Below are 13,918 nucleotides of genomic sequence, written 5' to 3'. Positions count from 1 at the left end.
TCGATGAAGGTAGTGCTCTTCTGCGGTGGGCTCGGCCTGCGGATGCGCAGCGGCGTGGACTCCGCACCCAAGCCGATGATGACCATCGGCGACCGACCGGTGCTCTGGCACGTGATGCGCTACTACGCGCACTTCGGGCACAACGAGTTCATTCTCTGTCTCGGCTTCGGCGCAACCGCGGTCAAGCAGTACTTCCTGCAGTACCAGGAGACGCACTCCAACGACTTCGTGCTCGCCAAGGGCGGCCAGCAGATCGAGCTGCTCGACTCCGACATCAGCGAGTGGCGGATCACGTTCGTCGACACCGGCATCGAGACGAGCATCGGCGAGCGGCTGCGTATGGTGCGCCGGCACCTCGACGACGACGAGATCTTCCTCGCCAACTACGGCGACGTGCTGACCGACGCACCGATGGACAAGATCGTGTCCGACTTCGCGGCCAGCAACACGGTGGCGAGCCTGCTCGCCGTGCCACCGCAGGCGTCGTTCCACGTGGTCGACTTCGACGACCAGGCGCGGGTCGGCGGCATCCGGTCGGTCACCGACCTGCCGCTGTGGATCAACGGCGGCTACTTCGTCCTGCGGCAGCAGATCTTCGACGTGCTGCACAAGGGCGAAGACCTGGTCGGCCACGCGTTCACCAGGCTCGCCGCGATGAACAAGCTGCTCGCCGTGCCGTACCACGGTTTCTGGGCACCGATGGACACCCTCAAGGAACGCAACATGCTGGAGGACCATTTCCGCAGCGGCTACCGGCCGTGGATGGTGTGGTCACGTGAGTACGCGTCCAGCGACGAGTCACGGATCGCGCTGGCGATCTGATGCTGCCGTTGCGCCTGGACTCGACCGACGCGCCACTGCGTCTCGTCGCGCTCGCCGCACACCCGGACGACCTGGAGATCGGCTGCGGCGGCACGCTGCTCCAGCTCACCATGACCGTGCCACGGCTGTCCGCCGAGCTCGTGGTGGCGACCGGGTCGCCGGAGCGCTGCGCCGAGGTCAGGCACGCGGCTGAGCTCTTCCTGCCCGGCCGCGACGTACGGCTGCACCTGGGCGGGCTGCCCGACGGCCGGCTGCCCGCGCACTGGGAGGACGTCAAGGACCTGCTCGAGCACACGGCCGCCGGCCGCACCGCGGACCTGGTGCTCGCGCCCACGCCCACGGATGCCCACCAGGACCACCGACTGCTCGCGCAGCTCGCACCGACGGTGTGGCGCGACCAGCTGGTGCTCGGCTATGAGATACCGAAGTGGGACGGCGACCTCGGCAACCCACAGCTCTACGTACCGCTCGACGACGAGGTGATGCGGACGAAGGTCGAGCTGCTGAACAAGGCCTACCCGTCGCAGTCCGGTCGGGACTGGTTCGACGACGAGGTCTTCTACGGCCTGGCCAGGATCCGCGGCATGGAGTGTCGTAGCCGGTACGCCGAGGCGTTCACCATCACGAAGGCGAGGCTGACGTGGTAGCCGGCTGCCGCGGCTGCGGCTCACCCGACGTGGAACGGGTGGTCGACCTCGGCGAGCAACCGGGCGCCGACCACTTCCCCGCCACCGGCAACCCGGCCGCCGACCCGCGCTGGCCGCTGGAGCTGTGGCTGTGCCGTGGCTGCACGCTGGTGCAGCTCGGTCCGGTCGAGCCGCAGCTGCCCGAGCCGCCGCTGGCGATCGAGTCGGCCACCAGCCGCGCACACACCGTCCGCTCGGTGGACACCATCCTGCGCCGGCACCCGGAGCTCGCCGACGCGACCGTCTACGAGTTCGCCAGCCACCACGGCGGCTCGTGGCTCGACCACCTGCGCGCGGCCGGCTGCCGGCCGGTGACGGACATCGACCAGGCGGCACTCGTCGTGGACGTGCATGGCCTCGCCCACGAACCGCACCTCGGCAAGGCGCTGCGCGCACGCGCCGAACGGCTCGCCCCCGACGGGCTGCTGGTGCTCGAGTTCCACCATCTGCTCCCGCTGGTGCAGGGCAACCAGTTCGACACCATCAGGCACGGGCACTGGTCGTACCTCTCCGTCTCGACACTGCGTGCGCTCGCCGCACCGCTCGGCCTCGCCGTCGTCCACGTGGACGACGTGCCGCTCTTCGGCGGCAGCCTGCAGGTGACCCTGCGCCGACTGCCGGCCGGCGACGACACTGTGCAGGCGGTGCTCGACGCCGAGCGCGCGGCGGGACTTGCGGACCCCGACACCCTGCGCGCGCTGCACGACAGCGCGACGGCCTGCGCCACGGCCCTGCACGAACGGCTCGCCGCGCACCGCGCGGCCGGCACGACCGTGCTCGGCTACGGTGCACCGTCGAAGGCGCCGGTGCTGCTGGACCTCGCCGGCGTCGGCCCCGACCTGCTGCCGTTCACGGTGGACGCGGCCATCGCCAAGCACGGCCGGCGCATACCCGGCTGTGGCGTCCCGATCAGGCCGGTCGACGCCCTGCGTGCGGCACGGCCCGCCGTCGTGCTCGTCCTCACCTGGGACATCGCCGACGAGGTGATCACGCAACTCGAAGCCGACGGCGGCTGGGGCGCGAGCTACCTGGTGCCGCTGCCGCTGCCCCACCTGCTGTCACGGCGATGAGCACGGACGTCAGCGAAGCGACCAGGCCGCGCACGCGCATGCTGCGCGGCGTGGTGACCAGGCTCTCCTGGGGCCTCACCGACCAGGCCGTGTCCAGCCTGACCAACTTCGCCGTGGGCGTGGTGGCGGCAAGGACGCTGGACATCACCGGGTTCGGGGTGTTCAGCCTCGCGTTCGTGACCTACGGCTTCGCCGTGAACATCTCCCGCGGGCTCGCCACCGACCCGCTCATGGTGCGGTACAGCGCCGTCGCGCCTGCCACCTGGCGGGTGGGGGTGGCCAGGTCGACAGGTGCTGCCGTCGGTGTCGGCGTCGCGGCGGGACTGCTGTGCCTGCTCATCGGTCTCGCGATGGATGGCGAGCTGGGAGCCGCCCTGCTCGCACTCGGCGTGGTACTGCCCGCACTCCTGCTCCAGGACTCCTGGCGCTACGGGTTCTTCGCGGCAGGCAAGGGCGGCCGGGCGTGCGCCAACGACCTGGTCTGGGCGGCCGCACTCGTCCCCGCGCTCGCCGTGGCCGGCATGGTGCCGAGCGTGTCCGCGTTCGTGCTCGCCTGGGGTGCCGCGGCCGGGGTCGCAGCACTGTTCGGCTGCGTGCAGACCCGGATACTGCCGAGGCCACTGGCAGTACGCACCTGGTACGTCGAGCAGCGCGACCTCGCTCCTCGCTACCTGGTAGAGAACGTCAGCCTCAGCGGCGGCGCGCAGATCCGGATGTACGGACTCGGCGCCATCGCCGGGCTCGCAGATGTCGGCGCGGTGCGCGGTGCGGAACTCCTGCTCGGCCCGTTCTTCATGGTGCTGATGGGCGTCGGTCTGTTCGCGGTGCCCGAGGCGGCCCGGATGCTGCGGCGGTCGACGCAGAAGCTCACTTCGTTCTGCCTGGCGCTGGGCGCCGGACAGGCGGTGCTGGCAATGCTCTGGGGAGCGGCGCTCATCCTGTTGCTGCCGGACGCCGTCGGCCGCGAGCTGCTCGGCGCGTCCTGGGAACCGGCGGCTGCGCTGTTGCTGCCCGCCTCGCTGACGATCATGAACGCCAGCTTCGGCACAGGCGCTGGCGCAGGCCTGCGCGCGCTCGGTGCGGCGCGCAGGAGCGTACGGGCGCAGCTGGTCGTGTCCTTGGCGTACGTGACCGGCGGCCTCGGCGGCGCCGTGGCCGCCGGTGCGGTCGGCTCGGCCTGGGGGTGTGCGGTCGCCACCCTCATCGGCGCGGGCGTGTGGTGGTGGCACCTCGGTGCCGGGGTACGCGAACACCTGGAAGGGGCTGCAGCATGAGCACGAGCACGCCACGGCTGAGCGTCGGCCTGCCGGTCTACAACGGCGAGCGCTACCTCGGCGAGGCACTGGATGCACTTCTCGGCCAGACCTACCGCGACTTCGAGCTGATCATCTCCGACAACGCCTCCACCGACGCGACACGGCAGATCTGCGCCAGGTACGCGGAACGGGACGACCGCATCAGGTACTTCAGGCAGCCGACCAACACCGGTGCGGCGGAGAACCACAACTTCGTCTTCCGGCAGGCCCGCGGCGAGCTGTTCAAGTGGGCGTCGCACGACGACCTGTACGGCAGGCGGTTGCTGGAGAAGTGCGTGGCGGCGCTCGACGACGACCCGCAGGTCGTGCTGGCACACGCCTGGCAAGCGTTGATCGGCGCCGAAGGCGAGGTACTCGAGCAGATCGACTACCCGCTCGCCACCGACGCGCCCACGGCCGCGGAGCGGTTCGCCAGCATGCTCTTCACCGTCGGCGGCGACGACTTCTACGGCGTCATCAGGAGCGACGTACTGCGGCGGACGAGACTGCAGGAGAGCTTCCACCACGCCGATCGGGTCATCGTCGCCGACCTCGCGCTGCAGGGCCGGTTCCACCAGGTGCCCGAGGTGCTCTACTTCCGCCGCGACCACCCGGGCCGCGCCGAGCGCGCCCAACCGTCGATGCGCGCCAGGTGCGCCAACCTCGACCCGCGGCGGGCGAACCGCATCCGCCACCCCCGCGCGCGGTTGCTCGCGGAGTACATCTGGGGCTTCGTCGCCGCCGTACGGCGAGCGCCGATCACGCCGCCCGAGCGGCGGCGCTGCTACCGCCAGCTCGCGCGCTGGCTCACCGACCGTGCCATCCCGGCGAGATCGCGGCGCGGCGCGCCGACCCGGATGGAGGACCGGCACGTCGGCACCGTCGCCGAACGCCCTGCGGTGCGGGCGTTCGCCGACATCGCCGGGCAGGCGGGAGGCTCCTAGATGCCCGCGGCGGTCCCGCGCAGGGTCGGCTTCTTCGGGCTGCTCGGCTCGGGCAACACCGGCAACGACGCGTCCCTGGCCGCACTGCTCACCGCGCTGCGCACCCGGTATCCCGACGCCGAGCTCAGCTGCATGTGCGCCGGTCCCAGCGAGATCGCCACCAGGTACGGCCTGCCGACCACTCCCATGCACTGGTACTCCGCGGACGACACCCGTAGCCGAACGGCAGTGGTGCGCAAGGCGTTCGGCAAGCTGGCCGACGCGTTCCGCACCGCGGCCTGGGTGCGCAGACACGACGTCGTCATGGTGCCCGGCATGGGCGTGCTCGAGGCGACACTGCCGCTGCGTCCGTGGGGGGTGCCGTACGCGCTGGTGCTGTTGGGCCTCGCCGGGCGCTGCTTCGGCACGAAGGTCGCGTACGTCTGCGTCGGCGCCGCGTACACCACCCAGCCGGTGACCAGGTACCTGATCGCGATGGCCGCCAGGCTCGCGCACTACCGCTCGTACCGCGACGCGCTGTCGAAAGCCGCCATGACGCGGATGGGGGTCGACACGACCGGCGACCACGTGTACGCCGACCTGGCGTTCGCGCTCCCCGCACCCGAGCCCACCGGCGGTCGCGGCCGCACGGTCGGGGTCGGCGTCATGGCGTACCACGGCACCACGCTCGACCGCCGGCAGGCGGACACCATCCACGACACCTACCGCACCACGCTGCGCGGCTTCGTCGCCTGGCTCGCCGAGCACGGCTACGCGGTGCGGCTGTTCATCGGTGACGCCGTCGACGAACACGTGACGCGGGCCATCGTCGACCAGCTACCCGCGCACGGCGACGTCACCGTCGTGCCCACCACGACCTACGACGACCTGTTGCGGGCGATGGCGGACGTCGACTACGTCGTCGCGTCGCGCTACCACAACCTGCTCGCCGCGTTGCTGCTCGGCAGGCCCACGGTGTCGATCAGCTACGCGGAGAAGAACGATGCGTTGCTCGCCGACGCCGGGCTGGCCGACTTCTGTCACCCACTGCGCAGCCTCCACCTGAGCCGTCTGGTCACCTCGTTCGACCGGCTCGCCGCCGAACGCGACGACCTCGTCGCGGACATCCGGGAGGCGAACGCGCGGAACGCACAACGGCTCGAGGAGCAGTTCCACGACCTCGCGACCACGCTCTTCGCCGAACCCGCCCAACCGTCCGTGCAGCCGAGCTGAGGAGATCATGCGCGTCCAGAACGTCGCCAGCGTCACCGGAGTACTCCTGTTCCACCCTCGCCCGGCCGTGGACGAGCGCGGCTTCTTCTGCCGCACCTTCGACGCCGACGCGGTCCGCGCCGCCGGGCTCGACCCGAACGCGTTCATCCAGGACAGCGTGTCGCGCTCGGCCCTCGGCGTGGTGCGCGGCCTGCACCTGCGCGCCGGTGCCGGGGAGAGCAAGCTCGTGCGCTGCTCGTACGGGACGATCTTCGACGTCGTCGTGGACCTGCGGCCGGCCTCCCCCACGTACAAGAACTGGGTGTCGTTCGAGCTGTCCGGCGAGGAGCAGACGACGCTCTACGTGCCCGCCGGCTGCGCCCACGGCTTCCAGGCACTCACCGACCCCGCCGACGTGTCGTACCGCATCGACCGCGCGCACGACCCGGCGGAGGACGTGACCATCAGGTACCACGACCCCGACCTCGCGATCACCTGGCCGCTGCCGGTGACCGCGATGTCCGAACGCGACCGGCAGGCTCCCAGGCTCACCGAGGTGGCACAGCTATGAACTCACCGCACCGCGAACTCGCGTCCTCCGCCGAGCTGAACGAGGTGCTGCACGCGCTGGTCCCCGGCGGCGCGCACACCTACGCCAAGGGCGACGACCAGTACCCGGCCGGCCTCGCCCCGGTGATCTCGCACGGCGCGGGTGCCCGCGTCTGGGACGTCGACGGCAACGAGTACATCGAGTACGGCTCCGGGCTGCGCTCGGTGAGCCTCGGTCACGCCCACCCACGGGTCGTCGCCGCCGTGCAGGAGCAGCTCCACCGCGGCGCCAACTTCGTCCGGCCGAGCGCGATCGAGGTCGAGGCGGCCGAGCGGTTCCTTGCGACCGTGCCGACCGCGGACATGGTGAAGTTCGCGAAGAACGGCTCGGACGCCACCACGGGGGCGGTACGGCTGGCCCGCGCCGTCACCGGCCGTCCACTCGTCGCCATCTGCCGCGACCACCCGTTCTACGCCACCGACGACTGGTTCATCGCGACCACGCCGATGGCCGCGGGTATTCCCCCACAGGTGGCCGAGCTGACGGTCACGTTCCCCTACGGCGACCTGGACGCCACCGCCGAGCTGCTCCGGCTGCACGACGGCCAGGTCGCCTGTCTGGTGCTGGAACCCGCCACCCACAGCGAACCGCCGGACGGCTACCTCGCCGGCATGCGCGCGCTCGCGGACAGGTACGGCTGCCTGCTCGTCTTCGACGAGATGATCACCGGCTTCCGCTGGAGCGCCGCAGGGGCGCAGGGCGTCTACGGCGTGCAGCCCGACCTGTCCACGTTCGGCAAGGCGCTGGGGAACGGCTTCGCCGTCTCCGCGCTCGCCGGGCGCCGCGAGCACATGGAACGCGGCGGCATCCGGCACCACGACGAGCGGGTGTTCCTGCTATCGACCACCCACGGCGCGGAGACCCATGCGCTCGCCGCGGCGATCGCCGTGATGGACGTCTACGCCGGCGAAGGCACCGCGCAGCGGCTGCACGAGCTCGGTGAGCTCGTGGCGGCGGGCGTCCGCGAGGCGGCGGAGGCGATGGGCGTGGCCGACCACGTCACCGTGCGCGGCCGGGCGAGCAACCTGGTCTTCACCACCCTCGACGAGGACCTCAGGCCGTCGCAGGAGTACCGCACCCTGTTCCTGCGCGAGCTGCTGTCCGGCGGCGTGCTGGCACCGTCGTTCGTGGTCAGCAGCGCGCTGTCGGAACGCGACATCGAGCGCACCGTGGACGTGGTCGGGCAGGCGTGTGCCACGTACCGCAAGGCGCTGGACGCCGGTGACCCCACGCCGTGGCTGGGTGGCCGGCCGGTGCGACAGGTGTTCCGCCGTTACGCCTGATGCGTATCCTGGCCGGCATGTGCAGAAACATCACCACCCTCCGCGGCCTGGAACCGGTGGCCACGAACGAGGAGATCGAAGCCGCCGCCCGCCAGTACGTGCGCAAGGTGAGCGGCGTCCAGAGCGTTTCCGACGCGACCAGGGAGCCGTTCGAGGCCGCCGTGGCAGAGATCGCCACCATCACTGCCCGGCTGCTCGACGACCTGCCGGCACGCCGGCAACCACCGCCGACGATGCCGCCGCTGCGCCGGCCGGAGGTCCAGGCCCGGCTGGCGAAGAAGGCCGCCGGCTGACGCCGTGTACTTCGAGCACAGCGCAGCGATCTGGCGGGACTTCCCCGACCTGGTGCCGGTCGCGCTGACCGTCGACGGCATCACTGCCGACGCCGACGTGACGGCCCAGGTCACCGACCTCTCCACCCGCGCGAAGGAGCGGCTCGCCGCGGCGCCGGAGAGCGAGCTGCCGGAGATCCAGGCGTGGCGCCGCACGTTCGCCACCCTCGGCCTGAAACCCACGCAGTACCGCTGTGCCGCCGAGTCGCTGCTGCGCCGCTTCCGCAAGGAGGGCTCGCTGCCGCGGCTGCACCCGCTCGTCGACCTCTGCAACGCGACGTCCATGGCCTACGCCGTGCCCATCGCCGTCTTGGATACCGCCGCCGTCACCGACCACCTCGAGGTGCGCTACGCGACCGGCGACGAGACGTATCTGACCTTCGGCGGCGACGTGGAACACCCCCATCCCGGGGAAGTGATCTTCGCCGACGCCGACCGCCGCGCCCACGCCCGCCGCTGGACCAACCGGCAGAGCGGCCAGTCCGCCGTACGCCCAGGCACCGAGAGCGTCCTCGTCGTCGCCGAGGCACTGCACGCCACCGCCGCCACCGACATGCCGCGCCTGCTCGACACCCTGGCAACCGCAATCACCCAGACCTGGGGCGGCCCGCCCCGCGCCGTGGTCCTCGACCCCGCCACCCCGCGGCTCGACTTCTGACGACAGCGCCGGCAGGAGCGGCGCGGTTCAGTGTTCACCAAACTGCTCGCTCCACGCGGCATGCCAGACCGGTCGTCACAGCCCGTTGTGGACAGATCTACAGCACGCCAGCCTCTAACCGACGAAGCGGACATCAGCGCCATGAAGTGACAAGCTCGGGGCGGACTAAGTAATTGGGGGACGTTGGCATGCTCACGTCGCAGCCCGTTCTGGCACGCGGTCACCGCGCGCTCCTGCACCGACCGCTGTCCGCGCCCGCCCCGTCGTCTTCGCACGGATTGGCCTGACATGCCCAACGCCGCGCTGCCACCCGTGACCGTCATCGTGCCGACCAAGCACCGGTCGGAGCTGCTCCGCCGCGCCGTCGACGCCGTACGCGCCCAGGACTACGGCGGCGAGGTGCAGACCCTGGTGATCTACGACGACGAGGAACCCGACTTCGCGCTGGCGTGCGGCGGCGACCGCCCGGTCGTGGTGCTCACCAACACCAGGCAGCCGGGCCTGGCCGGTGCAAGGAACACCGGGATCATGCTCACCAACAGCGAGCTCATCGCGTTCTGCGACGACGACGACGCCTGGCTGCCGGACAAGCTCAGCACCCAGGTCCCCGCGCTGCTCGAGTCGCCGGACACCGCCCTGGTGACCTGCGGGATGCGGATCGAGTACGGCGACCGCACGATCGACCGCACCCTGCGCACCGACTGGGTGACCCTCGACGAGCTGATCCGCGACCGGCACGCCGAGCTGCACTCGTCGTCGTTCGTGTTCCGGCGCGAGCAGCTGCTCGGGCTCGGCATGGTGAACGAGGACCTGCCTGGCAGCTTCGGCGAGGACTACGACCTGCTGCTCCGTACGGCGAGGAAGGGCAGGGTACGCAACGTGCCCGGCGTCCACGTGCGCGTCCGCAGACACAGCGCCACGCGCTTCGTCCGCCGGTGGCAGAGCATGGAGGAGGCGCTGCGCTGGTTCCTGCAGGAGTACCCGGAGCTCGGCCAGGCCCGCGTCGGCGGCGCCAGGATCAGCGGCCAGATCGCGTTCGCCACCGCCGCCCAGGGCCACCGCAGCGAGGCACTGCGGTGGGCCGGCCGCACGGTACGCCGCAACCCCGGCGAGGCCCGCGCCTACCTGGCGCTCGCCGTCGCGTCCGGAGTGATGCGCCCTGACACCCTGCTGACCCGCCTGCACCGCCACGGCCACAGCATCTGACCCACGGCAGCAAGAACCCCCACGATGCTCCATCGTGGGGGTTCGAGCGCGGTCAGTTCTTGTCGAGACCGACCATGCCGGCGGCGACCGTCTGGTTGGTCACCTCGTCGATGAGGATGAAGCCACCGGTCTCCCGGTTCCGGCCGTAGTCGTCACAGAACAACGGCTGCTGGGTCCGTAGCGTGACCCGGCCGATCTCGTTCAGCCCCAGCGAGTCCGCGTGCTCGTCGCGGTGCAGCGTGTTGATGTTGAGCTCGTACTGGAGATCCTTGACGATCGCCCGGGTGGTGCGGGTGGTGTGCTTGAGCAGGTAGCGACCACCGGCACGCAGCCCACCGGACTCGCTCATCCAGCAGATCATCGCGTCGACGTCCTGGGTGACGCGCGGCTGGTTGTGCGGCCGGCAGATCATGTCACCGCGGGAGATGTCGATGTTGTCGGCCAGCCGGACGACGACCGCCATGTCGGGGAACGCCTCCTCGACCGGCCCGTCGTACGTGTCGATCGCCGTGATCTGGGTGGTGAAGCCGGACGGCAGGGCGAGCGCCTCGTCGCCGACCTTCATCACGCCACCGACGACGGTGCCCGCGTACCCGCGGTAGTCGTGGTACTCCTTGGCCTTCGGCCGGACCACGTACTGCACCGGGAACCGGACGTCGATCAGGTTCCTGTCGCTGGCCACGTGCACGTTCTCCAGGTGGCCGAGCAGCGTCGAACCGGTGTACCAGGGCATCTTGTCGGAGCGGTCCACGACGTTGTCGCCCTTGAGCGCCGACAGCGGGATGACCGTGAGGTCGTTCAGCCTGAGCCTGGTGGCGAAGACCTCGAACTCCTCCCTGATCTTGCGGTACACATCCTCGTCGTAGTCGACGAGGTCCATCTTGTTGATCGCGAGCACCAGGTGCGGTACGCGCAGCAGGTTCAGCAGGAACGCGTGCCGCCTGCTCTGCTCGGACAGCCCGGTACGCGCGTCGACCAGCACGATGCCGAGGTTCGCCGTGGACGCACCGGTCACCATGTTGCGGGTGTACTGCACGTGGCCCGGGGTGTCGGCGATGATGAACTTGCGGCTCGGGGTGGCGAAGTAGCGGTACGCCACGTCGATGGTGATGCCCTGCTCCCGCTCGGCGCGGAGGCCGTCGGTGAGCAACGCGAGGTCGGTGTACTCGTCACCGCGCTTCTGGCTGGCCTGCTCGACGGAGTCGAGCTGGTCCTCGAAGATCGCCTTGGAGTCGTAGAGCAGTCGCCCGATCAGCGTGCTCTTCCCGTCGTCGACCGACCCGGCGGTCGCGAAGCGAAGGAGGTCCATCAGAAGTAGCCCTCCCGCTTCCGGTCTTCCATCGCTGCCTCACTGGTCCTGTCGTCGGCTCTCGTCGCACCACGCTCGGTGACGCGGCTCACCGCCACCTCGGCGATGACGTCCTCCACGCTCGCCGCGGAGGACTCGACCGCACCGGTACACGACATGTCGCCCACCGTGCGGTAACGGACGGTCTCCTCGAAGACCGTCTCCTCTTCCCGCCGGTCGATCACGTCGGAGTCGGCCAGCAGCATGCCGTCACGCTCGAACACCTTGCGCACGTGCGCGAAGTAGATCGACGGCAGCTCGATCTTCTCCCTGGCCACGTAGTCCCAGATATCCAGCTCGGTCCAGTTGGACAGTGGGAAGACCCGCATGTGCTCGCCGGGGTGCACCCGCGTGTTGTACAGGTTCCACAGCTCGGGCCGCTGGCCCTTGGGGTCCCACTGGCTGAACTCGTCGCGGAACGAGAACACCCGCTCCTTCGCCCTGGCCTTCTCCTCGTCCCTGCGGGCACCGCCGAACAGGGCGTCGAAGTTGCCCTTCTGGATCGAGTCGAGCAGCACCTGCGTCTGCAGGCGGTTCCTGCCCTGCCCTGGCCGCTCGTGCACCCGGCCGTCGGCGATCGCCTGCTCCACGGAGCCGACCTCGAGGCGCAACCCGAACTGCTCGACCAGCCGGTCGCGGAACTCGATCACCTCGGGGAAGTTGTGCCCGGTGTCGACGTGCAACACGGGGAAAGGCACCTTGGCCGGCCAGAATGCCTTCACCGCCAGGTGCAGCAGCACGCAGGAGTCCTTGCCGCCGGAGAAGAGCAGCGCGGGACGCTCCCGCTCGGCTGCCGCCTCCCTGATCACGTGGATGCCCTCGGCTTCGAGGGCATCCAGCTGGGACAGCCGGTAGTCATGTGTGGTCGTGGCCATCAATCGGGCGCTCCTTCAAGGCGACGTGGACCGTTGCGTCGGGCCCTCATTGCCAACGCTCTACCTCACCGATCACTTCCTGCCGCGCCGCGTGGGACGCGGGCCGTCAAAGTCAGTTGCGCAGAGCGTTCAACAGGTCGTCCGCGATCTCCTCGCGGCAGACGACGAGATCGGGCAGTGAACGCTCGGCTGTGTTGTACACCAACGGGGACCCGTCGAGTCGGGACGCGTGCAGTCCCGCAGCACGTGCAACGGCGACCGGCGCGGCGGAATCCCACTGGTACTGCCCACCCGAGTGTACGTACGCCTCGGCGACACCGCGCACCACCGCCGCGACCTTCGCGCCCGCCGACCCCATCGGGACCAGCTCGCCGGGAAGGACCTCCGCCAGGCGTACGGCCTCCGCGGGAGGACGCGTACGGCTGACCAGGATACGTGGCGGGGACTGCGCCGGCGCCAGCGGCAGCGGCTGGTCGGCGGTGAGCACCTGCTCGAGCGCGGGCAGCGCTACCGCACCGGCCACCAGCTCACCCCGCTCCCACAGCGCGACGTGGACCGCCCAGTCCGATCTGTCCGGTTCGCTGAACTCACGGGTGCCGTCCAGCGGGTCGATGATCCACACCCGGTCCGCGGCCAGCCGGCGCTCGTCATCCGGCGCCTCCTCGGAGAACACCAGGTCGTCCGGGCGCGCCTCGGCGAACAGCCCGGCGAGCAGGTCCTGCGCCTGGCGGTCGCCCTCCTTGCGCCGGGTCGCCGGGTCGGCGTCGGCGTGGCTGCGACGTACCTCGACGAGCAACTCGCCCGTCCGCTGCGCGGCGGATCGGGCGAGGGCGTGGTCATCGTCTCTGGTCCACGCGGTCATGGACACCAACTTCCAAGTAGCGGCGAACCGCCGATGCGCGTCATCGGGGTATTGTTCCACCTCGCCTCACGGCCGTGGCCGCGGGCCGAGGCACGCCGGCAGGACCGGCGCCGGGACCGGACTACGACAGCGCCCCCCTGGTGTTGTAGCTGGTCTGTGTCTGTTCGAGACCGGCGACGAGCAACGACTCCACCGCGTCAGCGGTCCTGTCCACCAGGTAGTCGAGATCCTTGCGTTCCGCGGCGCTGAAGTCGCGGAGCAGGAAGTCGATCGGGTCCTGCCGGCCGGGCGGGCGGCCGACGCCGAACCGCATCCGGTAGTAGTCGCCGTGCCCGAGCGAGCGGCGGATCGACTTCAGCCCGTTGTGCCCGTTGTCGCCACCGGCGAACTTCACCCGCAGCTGGCCGTAGTCGAGGTCCAGCTCGTCGTGCACGACGACGAGCCGTTCCGGCGGGACCTTGTAGAACCCGCTGAGGCCGGCGACCGCGGCGCCGGACTCGTTCATGTAGGTCTGCGGTTTCGCCAGCACGCACCGCGTGCCGGCCACCCGGTCCTCGGCCACGTCCGCGCGCGAGCAGTGCCGCTTGAAACTCGCGGCACACCGGCTCGCCAGCACGTCGACGACGAGGAACCCGGCGTTGTGCCGGTTACCCGCGTACCGCGGGCCCGGGTTGCCGAGACCGACGAGCAACCACGGGGTGTCGGACGTAGCGTCCATCCTGCCCGCCGATCCGGA

At 70.5% G+C, this 13,918-nt stretch carries 15 protein-coding genes; 11 read left to right on the top strand and 4 right to left on the bottom strand.

Translation table 11 applies throughout. From position 1 onward, the window contains the following. Nucleotides 1-3 precede the first annotated feature (3 nt). The 11 genes from GEV07_09995 (at nt 4) to GEV07_09945 (ending at nt 10,097) form a co-directional block, all read left to right on the top strand. Complete coding sequence (locus GEV07_09995; GenBank protein MQA03029.1) at nt 4-822, top strand: glucose-1-phosphate cytidylyltransferase; 819 nt, start codon at nt 4-6, stop codon at nt 820-822. After that, complete coding sequence (locus GEV07_09990) at nt 822-1,469, top strand: PIG-L family deacetylase (GenBank protein ID MQA03028.1); 648 nt, start codon at nt 822-824, stop codon at nt 1,467-1,469. The genes GEV07_09995 and GEV07_09990 overlap by 1 nt, the downstream gene beginning before the upstream one ends. Further along, a complete protein-coding gene (locus tag GEV07_09985) occupies nt 1,463-2,578 on the top strand; it encodes a hypothetical protein (GenBank protein ID MQA03027.1) in 1,116 nt (371 codons plus the stop codon). Before GEV07_09990 ends, GEV07_09985 begins: the two co-directional genes overlap by 7 nt. Next, nucleotides 2,575-3,852: a hypothetical protein gene (locus tag GEV07_09980; protein MQA03026.1), complete on the top strand. Its 1,278-nt coding sequence runs from the start codon at nt 2,575-2,577 to the stop codon at nt 3,850-3,852. Before GEV07_09985 ends, GEV07_09980 begins: the two co-directional genes overlap by 4 nt. Beyond that, a complete protein-coding gene (locus GEV07_09975; GenBank protein ID MQA03025.1) occupies nt 3,849-4,817 on the top strand; it encodes a glycosyltransferase in 969 nt (322 codons plus the stop codon). The genes GEV07_09980 and GEV07_09975 overlap by 4 nt, the downstream gene beginning before the upstream one ends. Then, nucleotides 4,818-6,029 (top strand): hypothetical protein, encoded by a 1,212-nt coding sequence (locus GEV07_09970; GenBank protein MQA03024.1) that lies wholly within the window; start codon nt 4,818-4,820, stop codon nt 6,027-6,029. Between the two features lie 7 nt (nt 6,030-6,036). Further along, nucleotides 6,037-6,579, top strand: a complete 543-nt coding sequence (gene rfbC, locus GEV07_09965; GenBank protein MQA03023.1) for a dTDP-4-dehydrorhamnose 3,5-epimerase — start codon at nt 6,037-6,039, stop codon at nt 6,577-6,579. Then, nucleotides 6,576-7,901 (top strand): glutamate-1-semialdehyde 2,1-aminomutase, encoded by a 1,326-nt coding sequence (locus GEV07_09960; protein MQA03022.1) that lies wholly within the window; start codon nt 6,576-6,578, stop codon nt 7,899-7,901. Before rfbC ends, GEV07_09960 begins: the two co-directional genes overlap by 4 nt. A 17-nt stretch (nt 7,902-7,918) precedes the next feature. After that, nucleotides 7,919-8,194: a DUF2277 family protein gene (locus GEV07_09955; protein MQA03021.1), complete on the top strand. Its 276-nt coding sequence runs from the start codon at nt 7,919-7,921 to the stop codon at nt 8,192-8,194. A 4-nt stretch (nt 8,195-8,198) separates the two neighbouring features. Then, nucleotides 8,199-8,891, top strand: coding sequence for a hypothetical protein (locus GEV07_09950; GenBank protein ID MQA03020.1), 693 nt, complete (start codon nt 8,199-8,201; stop codon nt 8,889-8,891). A gap of 288 nt (nt 8,892-9,179) precedes the next feature. Further along, a complete protein-coding gene (locus tag GEV07_09945; GenBank protein MQA03019.1) occupies nt 9,180-10,097 on the top strand; it encodes a glycosyltransferase in 918 nt (305 codons plus the stop codon). A 52-nt stretch (nt 10,098-10,149) separates the two neighbouring features. Here GEV07_09945 and GEV07_09940 read toward each other — a convergent pair whose 3' ends face one another. From GEV07_09940 to GEV07_09925, 4 genes are all read right to left on the bottom strand, one after another. Continuing rightward, nucleotides 10,150-11,406, bottom strand: a complete 1,257-nt coding sequence (locus tag GEV07_09940) for a sulfate adenylyltransferase (protein MQA03018.1) — start codon at nt 11,404-11,406, stop codon at nt 10,150-10,152. Beyond that, entirely contained in the window at nt 11,406-12,320 is a 915-nt protein-coding gene (gene cysD, locus GEV07_09935) for a sulfate adenylyltransferase subunit CysD (protein MQA03017.1), read from the bottom strand. The genes GEV07_09940 and cysD overlap by 1 nt, the downstream gene beginning before the upstream one ends. 112 nt (nt 12,321-12,432) lie before the next feature. Then, complete coding sequence (locus GEV07_09930) at nt 12,433-13,182, bottom strand: 3'(2'),5'-bisphosphate nucleotidase CysQ (protein ID MQA03016.1); 750 nt, start codon at nt 13,180-13,182, stop codon at nt 12,433-12,435. 121 nt (nt 13,183-13,303) lie between these two features. Continuing rightward, a complete protein-coding gene (locus tag GEV07_09925; protein ID MQA03015.1) occupies nt 13,304-13,900 on the bottom strand; it encodes an aminoacyl-tRNA hydrolase in 597 nt (198 codons plus the stop codon). Nucleotides 13,901-13,918 lie beyond the last annotated feature (18 nt).

This window comes from Streptosporangiales bacterium (assembly GCA_009379825.1).
Lineage (GTDB): Bacteria > Actinomycetota > Actinomycetes > Streptosporangiales > WHST01 > WHST01.
Note: the sequence above shows the minus strand (reverse complement) of the source record. Positions and strands in the feature narration are given on the sequence as shown.

What these genes read in the sequence shown, in the direction of transcription:
- GEV07_09995 (MQA03029.1), top strand. Translation starts at nt 4, where the DNA reads ATGAAGGTAGTGCTCTTCTGCGGTGGGCTCGGCCTGCGGATGCGCAGC.
- GEV07_09990 (MQA03028.1), top strand. Translation starts at nt 822, where the DNA reads ATGCTGCCGTTGCGCCTGGACTCGACCGACGCGCCACTGCGTCTCGTC.
- GEV07_09980 (MQA03026.1), top strand. Translation starts at nt 2,575, where the DNA reads ATGAGCACGGACGTCAGCGAAGCGACCAGGCCGCGCACGCGCATGCTG.
- GEV07_09975 (MQA03025.1), top strand. Translation starts at nt 3,849, where the DNA reads ATGAGCACGAGCACGCCACGGCTGAGCGTCGGCCTGCCGGTCTACAAC.
- GEV07_09970 (MQA03024.1), top strand. Translation starts at nt 4,818, where the DNA reads ATGCCCGCGGCGGTCCCGCGCAGGGTCGGCTTCTTCGGGCTGCTCGGC.
- rfbC (MQA03023.1), top strand. Translation starts at nt 6,037, where the DNA reads ATGCGCGTCCAGAACGTCGCCAGCGTCACCGGAGTACTCCTGTTCCAC.
- GEV07_09960 (MQA03022.1), top strand. Translation starts at nt 6,576, where the DNA reads ATGAACTCACCGCACCGCGAACTCGCGTCCTCCGCCGAGCTGAACGAG.
- GEV07_09955 (MQA03021.1), top strand. Translation starts at nt 7,919, where the DNA reads ATGTGCAGAAACATCACCACCCTCCGCGGCCTGGAACCGGTGGCCACG.
- GEV07_09945 (MQA03019.1), top strand. Translation starts at nt 9,180, where the DNA reads ATGCCCAACGCCGCGCTGCCACCCGTGACCGTCATCGTGCCGACCAAG.
- GEV07_09940 (MQA03018.1), bottom strand. Translation starts at nt 11,406, where the DNA reads ATGGACCTCCTTCGCTTCGCGACCGCCGGGTCGGTCGACGACGGGAAG.
- cysD (MQA03017.1), bottom strand. Translation starts at nt 12,320, where the DNA reads ATGGCCACGACCACACATGACTACCGGCTGTCCCAGCTGGATGCCCTC.
- GEV07_09930 (MQA03016.1), bottom strand. Translation starts at nt 13,182, where the DNA reads ATGACCGCGTGGACCAGAGACGATGACCACGCCCTCGCCCGATCCGCC.
- GEV07_09925 (MQA03015.1), bottom strand. Translation starts at nt 13,900, where the DNA reads ATGGACGCTACGTCCGACACCCCGTGGTTGCTCGTCGGTCTCGGCAAC.